Origin of the sequence: Exiguobacterium sp. s95, assembly GCF_018618655.1 — a bacterium.
Lineage (GTDB): Bacteria > Bacillota > Bacilli > Exiguobacteriales > Exiguobacteriaceae > Exiguobacterium_A > Exiguobacterium_A oxidotolerans.
On the sequence record NZ_JACSMM010000001.1, the window covers coordinates 373,378 to 387,814 of the forward strand.

The following is a 14,437-nucleotide window of genomic DNA, read 5'->3' on the forward strand; positions in this document are numbered from 1 at the left end:
AGACCATGGTCGGATTTGAAGGTCTGTAAAACGACAGGAGGGCTGACGAATGCAAGAACGACAAACCATTTTGGTCGCAATGGACTCTTTTAAAGGAAGTTTAAGTTCAGCTCAGGCAAACGGGGCGGTCATGGAAGGAATTCGTCAAATCAATCCGAATCAATCCATACGATCGATCGAGGTGGCAGATGGCGGCGAAGGAACGGTCGCTGCCTTGATTGGCCCCTTTAATTTAACGAGACGGAAAGTTACTGTGCATGATGCAAACGGCCGTCCGACTGAAGCCGTATATGGTCATAACAAAAAGACAAAACGTGCCGTGATCGAAGTCGCATCTGCTTGTGGATTACCACAACTGAAAAAGGAAGAACGGAATCCGCTAACTGCGACATCGTTCGGGGTCGGACAATTAATTACAGATGCCCTGTCGTCAGGAGCACGGCGGATTTACTTAGGACTCGGCGGTTCGGCGACGACTGATGCAGGGGTCGGCATGCTTCAGGCATTGGGGTACCGATTTCTGGCACAGGACGGGACGGAAATTACAGAGATGCAAGAACTTACTTCTTTGGCGTCCATCGATGAGACACGGGTTCACCCTGCTCTCGAAGATTGTCAATTCACAATCATTTGTGATGTCGATAATGTTTTCTACGGTCCAACTGGAGCTGCATATGTATACGGTCCCCAAAAAGGGGCATCCGAGCGTGATGTTGTCGAGCTGAATGACCGTCTCATCCATGTAGCAAAAGTAATTACGGAACATACTGGAATAGATGTTCAATCTATTCAAGGAGCAGGTGCCGCCGGTGGATTAGGAGGTGCTTGTTCGTCGCTCTTACAGGCTGAATTAAAACGCGGTGCTGAACTGATTTTGGAGGAAACAGGGGTCATGGCGCAAGTAGCGGACTATGCGTTTATTTTTTCAGGTGAAGGAAAAATTGACGGACAGACGTTTCAAGGGAAATTGCCGCAAGCAATCGGGCAATTCGGACACCGGTTCGGCATCCCCGTTATTTTATTAGGCGGAAGTGTCGACGCACAGATTGAACACATAAGGACAGCAGGGATCACAGCTGCGTTTTCGATTACACAACAACCGGTCGCGCTAGAGGAGATGATGCAGCCTAAAAAAGCATATGACACTCTGAAGTACACGGCGGCCAATCTATATGCACTATGGATGACGATGAGATGAAAGGATGAAGCCGAAAATGATTTTAAAATGTACACCTGTATTTCAAGAACGGATATGGGGGGGACGAAAGCTCGCCTCACGTTTTAACTATGAAATTCCTGACGGTCCAATCGGCGAATGTTGGGGGATTTCGGGTCATCCCAATGGAATGAGCATCATTGAAACAGGACACTATGCCGGCTACTCAATAGAACGGTTATGGTCTGAGGAACGGGAATTGTTCGGCGACTACACATTAGCGGAATTCCCACTATTAGTGAAGATTCTCGATGCAGAAAAAGATCTGTCGGTTCAGGTCCATCCGAGTGATGAACAAGCTTTTGAGCTGGAGGGTGAAGCATACGGAAAAACGGAATGCTGGTATGTCATCGAAGCAGAAAAAGATGCGGAAATCATTTTAGGTCATACTGCCCGAACGAAAGAAGCGTTGCGAGAGTCAATCGAACAAGCTGAATGGAGTACCTTGTTGCGGACACAACGTGTCAAAGCGGGCGATTTTATTTTTGTACCGAGCGGAACGATCCATGCGATTGGAAAAGGCATTGTGGTTCTCGAGACACAACAATCTTCTGATACGACCTACCGGCTGTATGATTTCGACCGTATTGATGATGTTGGAGAAAAAAGAGTTTTGCACCTTGAACAAGCGTTTAATGTCATTACAACACCCGATGTTACGTTTTACGGACGAACAGAGACGAAGCAAGTGACAAACGCAGAGATCACGACGCTTATTAAAGTTCCGGAATTCAACGTATATCACGTCAAAGTAAAAGACGGGTTTGTCCTTAAGCCACTTGAACGTTTCCGTACGATCACAATTTTAAACGGGCACGGAGAGATTGAAAATGTACCGGTTCAAGCGGGAGATCATTTCATTATTCCGCAGGGACAAGCTCCCCGCAATTGTATGGGAACGTTTGAATTCATCATGAGTGATGTGGAAGTTCGATGAATATAACTGGAGTCTTTCAAGATAATAACGTGAATAATTGACTGAATATTCAGACTTTAATGTCGGTTAGTTTCACACATTACAGGATTTGTGAACGAGAAAGTCCACTCCTTAGGGGGAGGATGAACGTGAGTTTAATTTCGGAGTCCAGCTAGTCGGAGTTTTAGAAATCAACAAGTTAATCAGGCTGCCCTTACACAGTATTTTATCCGTGTAAGGGCAGCCTGGTTTTTGTTGGATACATTTTTCATTGGAGTGAATGAAATAAGCGTTCACCCATTTATTTTTTTATCATTTTAAGTTCTTCTTAATGTACGTAATGATTTTACGAAGTTCAGTAGCAGTAGGACGACCAAACGGGCTAGTTTGCCGTTGCTGATAAAGAAGAGATCCTGTTTCATCAACAAGGAAATAAGCCGGCTCACCATGTAATCCATGATCCTCATAAGGTGAATCTTCACCGTGGTAATAGACGTCAAAGTCTTTAAGGACCTTCAGCTCTTCATCGGAGAGCACAGGGAAGGACAGTTGCTCTTTTGAAGTCATTTCCGACAAATTTTTTAATTGATCCGTCGCAATCGTAATGAGATCGACGCCATGTTTATCAAAAAAGCCTTTATTTTCTTCAAGTTCCTTTAAATCTGCGACACAAACAGGACACCATGCCCCTCTAAAGAAGATGATTAGCTGCCAATTGTTGTCTTGTTTTTTCGATGAAGGATAGTGATAATCTTCACCTGTTGTAGAAGGGAGCGTAAATGATGGAATATGTGTACCTAGTTGAAATGCACTCATTGTATTCTATTCCTCCTTAATGTTAAATCTACTTATTACCTTACACCATCTGTAGCAGAAAGGCTGTAACTCTGCTTACAAAACGTCTTTTAAATTTAAATCATGATTTAATTCGGAAAAAAGTTTAAAACCTGATAAATCAGGATATAATTACTTAATACGTATAGTATATGAGGATAAAGAATTTTATGTAAAAATGACCCAAATCTTTTTTTTTACCATTTATCTTTAATTCTTACTATTAATATTTAGAATTAATTGTCAATCATTCCATTATGTACATTATTAAAAAACTTCTCCATGTATAAAACAGACGGTTGTACACGGGAGAAGATTTAAGCTAAGGAGACCACCCACTTGACTACATTTCTTTCAAACGAAAAAACACTCTCATCCACCCATGTCCTGGAAGCCTTAAAAACAAATGTCGCCATGATCCGGTTTGACGTACAACGCCGTGTCGTCGACGTCAATGATCTGTTCGCGAAGACGATGAAATACCGACGCGACGAAATGATTGGGATGCACCATCATCTGTTTTGTCCACCGGAATTCGTCAACAGCCCTGCTTACCAGGAACTTTGGAATAAGTTACTGAGCGGTTTCAGTGCCGCCGACAAAATCAAGCGGATTGATTCGCGGGGCAATGCGATTTGGCTCGAAGCGACGTATATGCCGATTTACGAAAATGATCAGGTCGTCGGCGTCGTCAAGATTGCGTCAGACATTACGGCGCGACAGGAAACGATTGCAGAATATGCGACATCCTTCGAAGAAATTGCGACACATCTCGATGAGCGTTCGCTTCAAGGAAAGCAGGAAAGTGAAGAATTGAAGCGGACGATTGAAAAAATGGCGACGGACGCCAAAAACAATTTGCAGACGTTAGCGAACTTACAGGCACAATCGTCGGAAATCACAAAAATCGCGGGGACGATTAAAGAGATTGCCGCCCAAACGAACTTGTTGTCTTTGAACGCCTCGATTGAAGCAGCACGCGCAGGTGAACACGGGAGTGGATTTAACGTCGTTGCGATGGAAGTCAGAAATCTTTCGAAACTCGTCGAACTCGCCGTCGTCAACGTCCGGACGACGACCGATGACATGAACAAGGAATTAAGCCGGATTGAAACCGGGATTACCCGGGCGAACGAAGATGCCTCGTCAAGCGTCCGCGTCATGGAAGAGACGTTAAGCCGGTTTGATACAGTCAGTCATGCGGCCGAGACCTTGAATCAAACTTCGAAAAAATTCACGACCATTATCTAAACGATTCGTCAGGAGCGAGGAAGCGGCTTCTGATTTTTTTTAGGAGACCGTTCTGAAAATCAAGTATAATGAAAAGAAGAGACGAAACGATTGCACGTCAGATCGTTTTTTAAAGGACGTGAAGCTTGTGAAAAATCGTTACATCCTCCTCTTGTTTCTCTTGCTAGGAGGGGCTTTTCTTTATACCGTCTGGATCAATCCGGGTCTCAAGGCGAATGAAATTCATGTCGCACTGGACGGTGACGATGTACAAGACGGATCCCGGAAAAACCCGATCCGGACGCTAAAACAGGCAGCTGCGTTAGCGAAACCAGGGACGACCGTATATGTCCATGCCGGCGTCTACACGGAACCGCTCGTCATCAAAGACAGCGGGACGAAGGCGAAACCGGTCGTCTTTCGACCGTACCGGAATGATGAAGTCATCTTAAGCGGGAAAAAACTCAAGTCGCAAGATGGAACAACGGCGCTCATCACGATGGACGGGAAGGCCTACGTGACGATTCGCGGCTTCATCATCGAGGACATCAAAACGAAGCGTGCCGATGAAACGATCATCGGCATTTACCTGACGGGACCGAGCCACGACGTGACGCTCGAGCAAAACACCGTCCGCCGGATCGAAACGTCATCGAAAGACGGAAACGGGCACGGGATTGCCGTCTACGGGACAGAACCGATGCATGACATCACGCTTACAAAAAATCGTGTCGAAGATTGCCGGCTCGGTTCGAGTGAATCAATTGTCTTAAACGGGGACATCCGACGTTTCACTGTCAAAGAGAACCGGGTCAGCCGAAATGATAACATCGGAATCGATTTGATCGGGCACGAGGGCGTCGCGACGAGCGGAACAGATTACGTTCGGGACGGAATCGTCACCGGCAATATCGTCCACGACATCTCGTCCTACGGGAACCCGGCTTACGGGAACGCGTATGCTGCCGGCGGGATATACGTCGACGGCGGGAAAAATATCGACATCATCAACAATACCGTCTATCGAAGTGATATCGGAATCGAAGTGACATCCGAGCATCGCGGAAAATATGCTGAACAGATTAACGTCGTCGGGAATACAGTGTATGAAAACAACTACACGGGCATCGCGATTGGCGGCTACGACAGCAAGCGGGGCGGGACACGACAGACGGTGATTCAACGAAATGTCCTTTACCGAAACGATACGAAGGGCGAAGACGGCGGACAACTGTTGGTCCAGCACTATGTGGAAACGACACGCTTCGAGGAAAATACTGTGACGGCGGGTCCGTCACGCATCATGATCGCCAATTACGTGTCGAGCGGTTCGACGAATCAGTTCGCACGCAACGTCTATGAAAAAGAGTCCGGCAAGACGAGTGACTGGATATGGGAAGAGGACACCTTGTCGTTTGCTGCATTTAATAAACAAGTCAGTGATGCGACGTCACTGTATACAGCTCCGTTATATGTCAATGCCGCGGATTATGACTTCCGGTTAAAAGAAAATTCACCCGTCTTGAAACTCCGTAAATGATCGCATCCATCATTTAATCACTTAAATCGATGCGGAAGAAGGAAACGAAGCGATTGTGTATAAATAGAAAGAAGTGAACGGTCAACTATTTGCGATAAGAAGTACGTTTCACAGGAAAGACGAATCGCTTGGCCGAGGAGGAACATTGTGAAAAAGTCCATCTTAGCATTCTTTTTACTGACACTGATTGGTTGCGTCGGCTATGTCGTCCTCAACCGGGGACCGGACGTCGCTTATGAAAAAATGGTTCAAGCAAAAGTGACGCAATATGTCCAAAAACAATATGGAAAAGCACAAATCGTCGAGGTCCGTCCGGCATATGCCGATACGGACGAAAGTAAGGAGCGGCGGCACCAAATCGCCGTCAAACTGAAGGCATACAAGCAGGATCAATACATGTTGTACCGCTTAAAGAAAAATAAAGTGATTGAACTCGGACTGACAGAGACGTTGCCGATTCCAAAGCAATGAATCACAAAACAGGCATGATGGCCGCGAGCCATCATGCCTGTTTTGTGTATGGATGCGGTTAGCCTGCATCTTTCAACTCTTGATACGGATTGACCCGTGCCGCGATTTGCGCCGGCAGCAGTGAAGCGATTGTCCCGAACAGGATTGGCAAAGCAAGCGAGACACCAATCAAGAGCGGTTCGTCCCACGGGACTAAGCCATACAGGACGTAAATCGTCAGATAGGAAATGCTGAGACCGACCAGCCCTGCGACGAATCCGATCAGCATCCCTTCGAGCAGAATCAATTGGCGGATCGAACGATTCGTCCAACCGACAGCTTTCAGGATGGCGAGGGAGGCGCGGCGGTCGGTGACGTTTTGCCACATGATTTCACCGGTCGTCAAGATGGCGATCGTGATCGCGACACCCATCGTCACGTAATGCATCGGACCGACTTGAAGCGCAACGAACTGACCGAGCCAGGACGTATAGAGGACACCTTGCAAGTGGAACGTCACGAATAGGAAGAACGTCAACAGTGCTGTCGGTAACGCAATCGACAGAATCGACAGGGCATTGCGTTTCCATTTACCGAAGATTTCCTTTAACGCCAGTGTAAAGGTCGAACGCAGACCCAGTTTAATGTGTGAGGATGCGGCGTATTCACCGGTCTTAATCGCTTCGTACGGCGAAATCTGACGAATCGTCCAGGCGGACCAGGCAGCACCAGTCAGGTAGATGAGTAAGCTGAATCCGGCGATCAAGACGAGACTCAGTACGTTCATCGTTTCATTGCGGACATACGAGAAAATACTTTCGACGAGCAGGGCGACGAGCGAGACGAAGCCTGCGAGCAGTACGGCTTCAATCATGACGATCCGGTAAAGATCTTTCGTCCGCCAGCCGAGTGCGAGCAAGACAGCGAACTCTTTCCGGCGGGCAAGCATCGAGACGTAGCTCGTCGCGAGGACATACACGATGGCGACGGCAAGCATCGCGAAGATGACACCGGAGAAGCCGACGCTCGTCTCACGGAAAATCGTCATCGCGGCACCGATGTGGATCCACGGTTGTTCAATCCAGCCGAGTGTCTTCCCGTCATCAACGACTTTCGTCACGACCGGTTGCGGGGAGGAGCCTTTCGTGATCGTCGCGACGAGACCGGTCTCTTGTTCAATTTGTTTCTTCACGTCTTGTAGCAGTTGTTCAGACTGTTCGCTGACGGTCGCTGCTCCTTTGACTTTGAGTCGAATCGATGAAATCGCTTGTTTCCCGTTAACTGCTAAGGCGCTGTCAAGCGTCGTCAGGATATTCGGTGAACTGGTCAATAGACCGACCGGGTTTCCTGACGTATCAATCGGTTTAGCCGGATTGATCGGTTTTCCTTCGGCGTCAAGGACGAGATCAGCGGACGACGGACGATATGTTTCCATCGGTAATTCGTTGAGTGGATCTTTTGAGACGTTGATTTTATTCGGGTCGTATAAACCGACAACCTTGAAAGTTAAATATGGATGTACAATTGGAATCATATCAGGTTCTGAATTAGGATTTTTCTTACCAGTCGAAGTTAGCGAACGATATCCAACTGCGGGGTACGAAGACTTTGAATAATACCAGTTCTTAAGCTTAATCGTAGACGAATGAATTTCGTAGGCATTCGTCCATCGGCTTGGATACGGACTTTTCGTCTCCTCGAATTGTAATGGACCTGATTGATACAGCAATTGAGCACCCTCATTTCCAACAGGATCTGAAGAAGGAATCATTCCTATTTTATCAATCAATGTCTGTAAATAGGTTTCCTCAACTTTAGAGGTTGGAATGTCCAACTGCTTGACAACTTTTGCAGGATAGGTCCAGAGAATTGAACGGACAATATCACCGTCTGGTTGTTTTTCGATTAAGGTATCGATTAGCTTTTTTTGATCTTGTTCCGTGTCATAAGGGACGTCTAACTTTTCAATTGTATATTCATAATTTCCTTGATTATAGGAATTCGGATTGATGAGCACAGGAATGACGTCCCCGCGATTTTTATCGTTCTCGAAGTGATCGAGGCTTGAAAAATATCGCGATTGGTTTTTTTTGCTGACACTTTGATCGAGCCCAACGAGTCGTGCTTCCTCCGACGGATCGATGGCAACGATAAGAGCGGGGTTACTCGCATTGGCATTACGAAAATCTTTAGTTGAACGGGTTGAAAACGATATATTTTCAGGGACTTTGACTTTACTGCCTTGAGCAATGTGAATAGATTCTTGAAACTGCCGTTCTCTGCCAAATCCTGTTTCGATATAGCTATTTGATGTTAGACGATAAATACCGGAATCTTTCGGAAAAGTAAGTGCATTCTTAAAACTTACGGTTGTATTGGCATATCCGATCACAGCAATCGGTGCGGCAATATCAACTTCCTTCATCTGTTTGATGTCCTCATACTGTTGAAAGGAAATCCCGCCGTTGATGCCGTTCAAATAGTTCGGCTCAAGCAGGTCACTCGCTTCGGTCGCCATCTGGCTGCCTTTTGGTCGGACGACGATGTCGTAAGCGGACGACCATTTTTTCTGTAATGTCTGTTCGACCGTTCCTTGACTTGAATCGGTCAGGTTGAACATCAAACTGAGTCCGGCACTGATAATCAGGGCACCGACAAGCGTCAAGATGAATTTAAAGCGTTGCCGGCGCCAGTGGTTCAAAACGAAACGTAGCATCTGGATCCTCCTTGATGTTGTAATGAGTAGCGAGGTGAGCCGTGGAGCATTTGGTAAAGGGCGATAAGAAGAGCTGTGATGTCTCGTTTACCCGCTTTGGATGGTCTTCTTACGACGATCTTCAATGATTTGTCCGTCCTGCATGAACAGAATCCGGTCCGCCCGTTCAGCAAGTGCCAGGTCATGGGTGACGAACAAAATGCCGCACTGCTCTTCCCTGTGCAGGTCAAGCAACAATTGAAAAATTGTCTCGCCGGTGACGGAATCAAGATTTCCGGTCGGTTCATCGGCAAGGATCCAGCGCGGGCGACTGATCAGCGCCCGTGCGATTGCGACCCGTTGCTGTTGACCCCCGGACAGTTGGGCCGGTAACGCGTGTTGTTTTTCAAGTAAGCCGACTTTCTCGAGGATCTGGGCAATCCGCTCTTCTTTATTGAAGTCCGTTTTTTGTTTTAAGAGCGGGACGAGCACGTTTTCTTTAACCGTCAACGCAGGCAGAAGGTGAAATTGTTGAAAGACGAAGCCGATTTCCTGTGCCCGGAAGGCGGAGAGGCGGCGATTTTTCCAACGGCTGATGTCTTGGCCGTCGTATTCGATTTGTCCGGACGTCGGACGGTCGAGTGAACCGATCATACTGAGAAAGGTCGACTTGCCGGAACCCGAGGCACCGACGATTGCCGTCACTTCGGTGGCTGAGAACTGGCACGTGAGGTCGTTTAAGACGAGTGATGGACTCCCGGCTAATTGAAACGCATGGGAGAGGTGATTAACGGAAATATCCATTCGAACGCTCCTTTTACAAAATAAGGTAACTCAACTATAAAATTATTTGAAAATTTTGTCTATTGTTCTTTTTATTATCGGGTTAAGAACTGAGACAGCCTTGTCTCGTCAGTGCCTGCTGATTATGCGTAGTATCCTTTTTGATACTTAACCACATTAATGTGCCTACTTCTCAGTTCACAAACAGGACTTTATGATAAGAGAGTAAGAGACAGAAAAAACAGGAGGTTGTAAAAATAAAGTGGAGTGTACGAATTATTCAAGGAGTATTAGTAGTTGGCTTTTTATTATTTGGATTTATGAAACTGAGTGCAGATCCGACAATGGTCGACTCGTTTGAAAACGTGTACGGCTATGGAACAGGGTTCATGTATTTTGTTGGAACAATTGAAGTGGTAGCAGCCATCGGCTTATTGATTGGTTACTGGAAAAAGAAACTTATTCCAGTCTTCAGCGGGCTACTTGTACTCGTCTTGGCAGCATTTGTATTCGTCGCTCAAAAGAAAGTCAATAACGGAGCGAATCAATCGGCTGAACTAATTTCATAAAGTATAGGAGAGTGACACGGCTAGCACTGTGCACTCTCTATTTGTTTAGTGAGAAATAACAAGAAACTATGTTGACGATCAATAACGTCAACAGTGTGTTTCGCGGGATGCAACAGGTGGTTCCGCCTGGTCATGTCGGGAATGCGGAAGAGATCGCGCATGCTGTCCTGTTCCTCGCGACGGATGAAGCGAGCCATATCTCAGGCGTCGGTCTTCCGTTCGACAGTGGCGTCACGGCAAGATAACTGAGGATACATCAAGGCACTGTTAATGCGACAGTGTCTTTTCTTAATGAAATATTTGGTCAATAAGTAACAGAGGATGTGATTAAAAGAATTTATTTACAAAAAAGCGGTATAATGGAAGGACGAAATGACAAACGAAATGAGTGAATGATTTTGCTTCAATCATGGAAAAAACGAATGCTGTACGGATTGGCGGGTCTGGCCGTTTTGGTCAGTGCAGGTGCTTTATATCTCGGATTGCGTCCGGAGGAATCAAAAGCCGTTTCCTATCCGGTCATTTCGAAGGATCTCACGACGATGACCTTTAAGCCGAACGACGGTCAGATCATCCTGCTGTCCGGAAGCGACATCAACCGTTATAAAGAAACACAGGATGATCCGCAAGAGCCGGCACTGATGACGACATTATCAAAAACGGGAACAGAATTAAAGACGGAAGCAATTGCTGATCCAGATTTGTATCGGATGGCATTTTCACAAAAAGGAACGGACCCGCGGCATATTTATATCCATCACCCGGACGGTATCGAAGCGGACCACTTTTTTAGGTATGACTTAAAACGAGGGACGTTCAAGAAACACGAGGTGCCGAATACATCGATCACATCCGTTGCCCATTACGGGAAAGATGCCTGGGTCACATCAAACGCTGCAAAGCCGTCGGAAAAGATTCAATTAATCAACGTCCGGACGGACAAACGGTATCCGATTGAAGACCGGTTGATGCCAGTCGTTGATTCACCGATCCTTGAACTGAATCAGACGATTGCTTACGCCAACAACGGTACCGAGGATGATCAAGAAGGGGCGGCCGGAATGGTCCTGCTCGACCAGACGACCGGAAAATCACACGTCATTCGAAAAGCGGTTGAACCATATGCTTATACTGCTTTATACGGCGCTAAGGACACAGCGTATTTTGCAACGACCGATGGCGTGATGATCAACAAACAGACGGGTTATCAAATCATCGGCACCGGTGAAAACGATACGGATCAACGGTTCGTTAAGTGGACGTTCGGACAAGCGTTCCGGGTTGAACCGGTCCGACCTGATTTTTGGAAGCCGGGTAACTATTACCGTTACTTGTACCGGAATCCGTATAAGAAGACTTCCTACTTCACGGAAACGGACATGTCATCTTCTGGTGAATACCGGTTGATTGTCACGGACGACCAGTTAAAAACGTTACGGACGATACCGATTGATGGAGAAAAAGGCGTGGACTTTGTGATCGATTAACAGCAGAAGGAGTGAGGAAAATGGCTTTTGAAGAGGTATATTTGACGGCAATTCAAGCACGCTTCCGGGCGGTCCGCGAACCGGCGGAGCAGGCACTCGGTTGGCTGAACGAGGAACAGTTTCATCAGACACTGGCGCCGGACACGAACAGCGTCGCCCTGTTGATTCAGCATATGACGAACAATATGACGTCACGCTGGACCGATTTTTTGACGACGGACGGCGAAAAGCCGGACCGCGACCGGGACGCTGAGTTCATCGACCAGGGACATGACAAAGCGACGTTACTGAAACTGTGGGATGACGGCTGGCAGCTTGTCGAATCGACGCTTGCTTCCCTGACACCGGACGATTTGGAACGGACCGTTTTGATTCGTGGTGAACCGCATCTCGTCGTTGACGCAATCGAACGGCAACTGGCGCATTATGCCTATCACACCGGACAGCTGATTTTTTTAATGAAGATCCTGCTCGGACCTGACTTCAAGCCGTTGACGATTCCCTTGCCGCATCAACGGAAGTGAATACAACAGACCTGCCTCTTTGACTTAAGGGGCAGGTCTGTTTTTATGAGATATCGCGGACTGGTTTCGTCGATAATGAGATGATAAAGATTCGTTCCCCTTTACTAAGTTTAACGTCTTGGGGTGCATCGAGTTGATCCATTTGATTTCCGCGCTTTGATTGATGAATGCTTGATTGTTCTAACATCAACACTTGATAGTCAGAGCGAAGGAGTGTTTTTTCACGGAACGAGACACTACTGTACAGAAAGTCTTTCAGTTCTTCGGATTGCTCAGACCACGTTTGCATCGTACCATCCAAATCATACATGAACGATCGGTAACCTTTCGCGGTATCGAACTGTTCTCCTAGTTTCAGTTTCTTTCCCTCATATTGGCCAGGTTGAATTACTTTCGTAAACCAGATTTTTTGTTCACCAGAATGGAAATATTCAGTTCCGGTAAGATAAAGGGGCTGATTGGACTGACCAGAAATGGTATAGGTGAATTCAATTTTATTAGGATTCTTATGTTCTTTAGACTCATCCATCTTTAACGTTAACGGCAATTCAATCGGTTTGACGACTTTTTTCGGCACGGCCTCTTCCGGACTGCAACCGGCAAGTAAAAGTGCCGATAATGAACAGACGAGCATTTGTTTCAACATCCACTTCACGTCCTTCGTATGTAAATAAAGTAAGTATAAAAGGATTGGATGTTATTTACAATCAGAAAAGTGTTCACGGAAAGGGGGGATTTGCGTGGAAAAACGATTTATTCTTTTCCTGTCGCTCGGACTGTTCGGTTGTTTAGCGACATGGAACCAGGAACAGGCAGAGGCGACCGCTTCCAAAAAAGTCCTGTATGTCGCGCCAGCCGGCAAAGATACGAATTCCGGTTCGTTGAAACGACCGCTCAAAACACTGAAACGGGCGAGTCAGCTTGCGAAAGCCGGGACGACGGTCTATCTGCGTCAAGGAACATACACGGAAGCGTTGACAGTCCGGTACAGCGGAACGAAACAGGCACCGGTCGTCTTCCGGAATTACCAAACGGAAAAAGTCGTCTTAAGTGGGAAGGCGTTGAAGAAACAGGACGGGGAGACGACGCTCATCCGAATCGAAAACCGGCAGTACGTGACGATTCAAGGACTGGTTGTCGCAGACATCAAGACGACACGAAACGATGAGACACCGATTGGGATATGTATCACCGGGACAGGACGGAACATTCAACTGATCGATAATCAGGTCCGCCGCATCAAGACGAATGCGAAAGACGGCAATGCCCATGGGATTGCGATTTACGGAACCGGTCGCTTGAAGCAAATCATCGTACGCGGGAATCGTGTCGAAGACAATCGGCTTGGGGCGAGCGAAGCACTTGTCTTAAACGGCAACATCGACGGGTTTTCCGTCACGGACAACATCATCCGGCGCAACGATAATATCGGCATCGACTTGATTGGTTATGAGGGAGTCGCGACGAACAACTCGGAGGATTATGTCCGTAATGGAGTCATTTCCGGGAATCATGTCTCGGACAGTTCGAGTTACGGCAATCCGGTCTACGGCAAGGACTACAATGCGGCGGGAATTTACGTCGACGGTGGGAAGCAGCTGACGATTGAACACAATACAGTCGAACGAAATGATATCGGGATTGAAGTGACGAGTGAACATGCGAAGAAGTATGCAGAAGACATTACGGTCCGCGGCAATCTGGTTAAACAAAACCGGTTTACCGGCATTTCAATCGGCGGATACGATAAAAAGCGCGGGGGCACGAAACGGGTCCGGATTACGGATAATCAAGTCACCGGCAATGATACGAAAGGACTTGAAGGCGGACAGCTCCTCGTCCAACATGATGTCCGTGATAATCGGATTGACCATAATGCATTTACGACAGGGCGGGATAACCTGTTTGTCGCGAACTTCTTCAAAACGAGTTCCGGCAATCAGTTTGACCACAATACTTATCAATTAAAAAAAGGGACAGCGAAACGGTGGATTTGGTTGGATCACGAGTACCGGACACAGGCATCATTTGAGCGGGCAGTTAAAGGAGGACCTAATAAGTGAAGCGAGCAGGGATTGTGCAGCACATGGAGAAATACAATGGGGTAAGCGAACGAATTTGGAAAAGGAGCGATTGATATGAGTCAGGTGCAAGTGTTACAAATCGAGACCGTCATCCAACGACCCGTCGCCG

At 47.0% G+C, this 14,437-nt stretch carries 14 protein-coding genes; 10 read left to right on the top strand and 4 right to left on the bottom strand.

The window, feature by feature from the left end; translation table 11 throughout:
- The first annotated feature begins 49 nt into the window (after positions 1–49).
- Positions 50–1,198: a glycerate kinase family protein gene (locus KNP99_RS02125; RefSeq protein ID WP_214845658.1), complete on the top strand. Its 1,149-nt coding sequence runs from the start codon at positions 50–52 to the stop codon at positions 1,196–1,198.
- Between the two features lie 16 nt (positions 1,199–1,214).
- Positions 1,215–2,153, top strand: a complete 939-nt coding sequence (gene manA, locus KNP99_RS02130) for a mannose-6-phosphate isomerase, class I (RefSeq protein ID WP_088838487.1) — start codon at positions 1,215–1,217, stop codon at positions 2,151–2,153.
- Positions 2,154–2,444: 291 nt separating this feature from the next.
- On the opposite strand, the gene KNP99_RS02135 is transcribed toward manA, so the two are convergent.
- Positions 2,445–2,948: a peroxiredoxin family protein gene (locus KNP99_RS02135; protein ID WP_088837082.1), complete on the bottom strand. Its 504-nt coding sequence runs from the start codon at positions 2,946–2,948 to the stop codon at positions 2,445–2,447.
- 357 nt (positions 2,949–3,305) lie between these two features.
- Here KNP99_RS02135 and KNP99_RS02140 point away from each other — a divergent pair, with 357 nt between their 5' ends.
- From KNP99_RS02140 to KNP99_RS02150, 3 genes are all read left to right on the top strand, one after another.
- The gene (locus tag KNP99_RS02140; RefSeq protein ID WP_214803580.1) at positions 3,306–4,217 is read left to right on the top strand and encodes a methyl-accepting chemotaxis protein; all 912 of its coding nucleotides are present in this window, start codon (positions 3,306–3,308) and stop codon (positions 4,215–4,217) included.
- Positions 4,218–4,344: 127 nt separating this feature from the next.
- Positions 4,345–5,736, top strand: a complete 1,392-nt coding sequence (locus KNP99_RS02145; protein ID WP_214845660.1) for a DUF1565 domain-containing protein — start codon at positions 4,345–4,347, stop codon at positions 5,734–5,736.
- A 147-nt stretch (positions 5,737–5,883) separates the two neighbouring features.
- On the top strand, positions 5,884–6,207 hold the full coding sequence (locus KNP99_RS02150; RefSeq protein ID WP_088837084.1) for a hypothetical protein: 324 nt from the start codon (positions 5,884–5,886) through the stop codon (positions 6,205–6,207).
- 58 nt (positions 6,208–6,265) lie between these two features.
- Here the strand turns inward: KNP99_RS02150 and KNP99_RS02155 are convergent, their stop codons facing one another.
- On the bottom strand, positions 6,266–8,902 hold the full coding sequence (locus KNP99_RS02155) for an ABC transporter permease (protein ID WP_214845662.1): 2,637 nt from the start codon (positions 8,900–8,902) through the stop codon (positions 6,266–6,268).
- 87 nt (positions 8,903–8,989) lie between these two features.
- A complete protein-coding gene (locus KNP99_RS02160) occupies positions 8,990–9,685 on the bottom strand; it encodes an ABC transporter ATP-binding protein (RefSeq protein ID WP_214845664.1) in 696 nt (231 codons plus the stop codon).
- 257 nt (positions 9,686–9,942) lie between these two features.
- Here KNP99_RS02160 and KNP99_RS02165 point away from each other — a divergent pair, with 257 nt between their 5' ends.
- The 4 genes from KNP99_RS02165 (at position 9,943) to KNP99_RS02180 (ending at position 12,244) form a co-directional block, all read left to right on the top strand.
- A complete protein-coding gene (locus tag KNP99_RS02165; RefSeq protein WP_353049623.1) occupies positions 9,943–10,233 on the top strand; it encodes a DoxX family protein in 291 nt (96 codons plus the stop codon).
- Between the two features lie 68 nt (positions 10,234–10,301).
- Positions 10,302–10,478 carry an SDR family oxidoreductase gene (locus KNP99_RS02170; protein WP_214845665.1) on the top strand — a complete coding sequence of 59 codons (177 nt, stop codon included), beginning with the start codon at positions 10,302–10,304 and terminating at the stop codon, positions 10,476–10,478.
- Between the two features lie 147 nt (positions 10,479–10,625).
- Entirely contained in the window at positions 10,626–11,720 is a 1,095-nt protein-coding gene (locus KNP99_RS02175) for a hypothetical protein (RefSeq protein WP_251133035.1), read from the top strand.
- A 20-nt stretch (positions 11,721–11,740) separates the two neighbouring features.
- Positions 11,741–12,244 (top strand): DUF1572 family protein, encoded by a 504-nt coding sequence (locus KNP99_RS02180; protein ID WP_214845669.1) that lies wholly within the window; start codon positions 11,741–11,743, stop codon positions 12,242–12,244.
- Between the two features lie 43 nt (positions 12,245–12,287).
- Here the strand turns inward: KNP99_RS02180 and KNP99_RS02185 are convergent, their stop codons facing one another.
- Positions 12,288–12,890, bottom strand: coding sequence for a hypothetical protein (locus KNP99_RS02185; protein ID WP_214845671.1), 603 nt, complete (start codon positions 12,888–12,890; stop codon positions 12,288–12,290).
- 94 nt (positions 12,891–12,984) lie between these two features.
- On the opposite strand from KNP99_RS02185, the gene KNP99_RS02190 reads away from it, so the two are divergent.
- Positions 12,985–14,307, top strand: coding sequence for a right-handed parallel beta-helix repeat-containing protein (locus KNP99_RS02190; protein WP_214845673.1), 1,323 nt, complete (start codon positions 12,985–12,987; stop codon positions 14,305–14,307).
- Positions 14,308–14,437 lie beyond the last annotated feature (130 nt).

Excerpts from the sequence above, each read along its gene's own strand:
- KNP99_RS02135 (WP_088837082.1), bottom strand. The coding sequence starts at position 2,948 with ATGAGTGCATTTCAACTAGGTACACATATTCCATCATTTACGCTCCCT.
- KNP99_RS02160 (WP_214845664.1), bottom strand. The coding sequence starts at position 9,685 with ATGGATATTTCCGTTAATCACCTCTCCCATGCGTTTCAATTAGCCGGG.
- KNP99_RS02170 (WP_214845665.1), top strand. The coding sequence starts at position 10,302 with ATGTTGACGATCAATAACGTCAACAGTGTGTTTCGCGGGATGCAACAG.
- KNP99_RS02125 (WP_214845658.1), top strand. The coding sequence starts at position 50 with ATGCAAGAACGACAAACCATTTTGGTCGCAATGGACTCTTTTAAAGGA.
- KNP99_RS02175 (WP_251133035.1), top strand. The coding sequence starts at position 10,626 with ATGATTTTGCTTCAATCATGGAAAAAACGAATGCTGTACGGATTGGCG.
- KNP99_RS02155 (WP_214845662.1), bottom strand. The coding sequence starts at position 8,902 with ATGCTACGTTTCGTTTTGAACCACTGGCGCCGGCAACGCTTTAAATTC.
- KNP99_RS02185 (WP_214845671.1), bottom strand. The coding sequence starts at position 12,890 with ATGTTGAAACAAATGCTCGTCTGTTCATTATCGGCACTTTTACTTGCC.
- manA (WP_088838487.1), top strand. The coding sequence starts at position 1,215 with ATGATTTTAAAATGTACACCTGTATTTCAAGAACGGATATGGGGGGGA.
- KNP99_RS02180 (WP_214845669.1), top strand. The coding sequence starts at position 11,741 with ATGGCTTTTGAAGAGGTATATTTGACGGCAATTCAAGCACGCTTCCGG.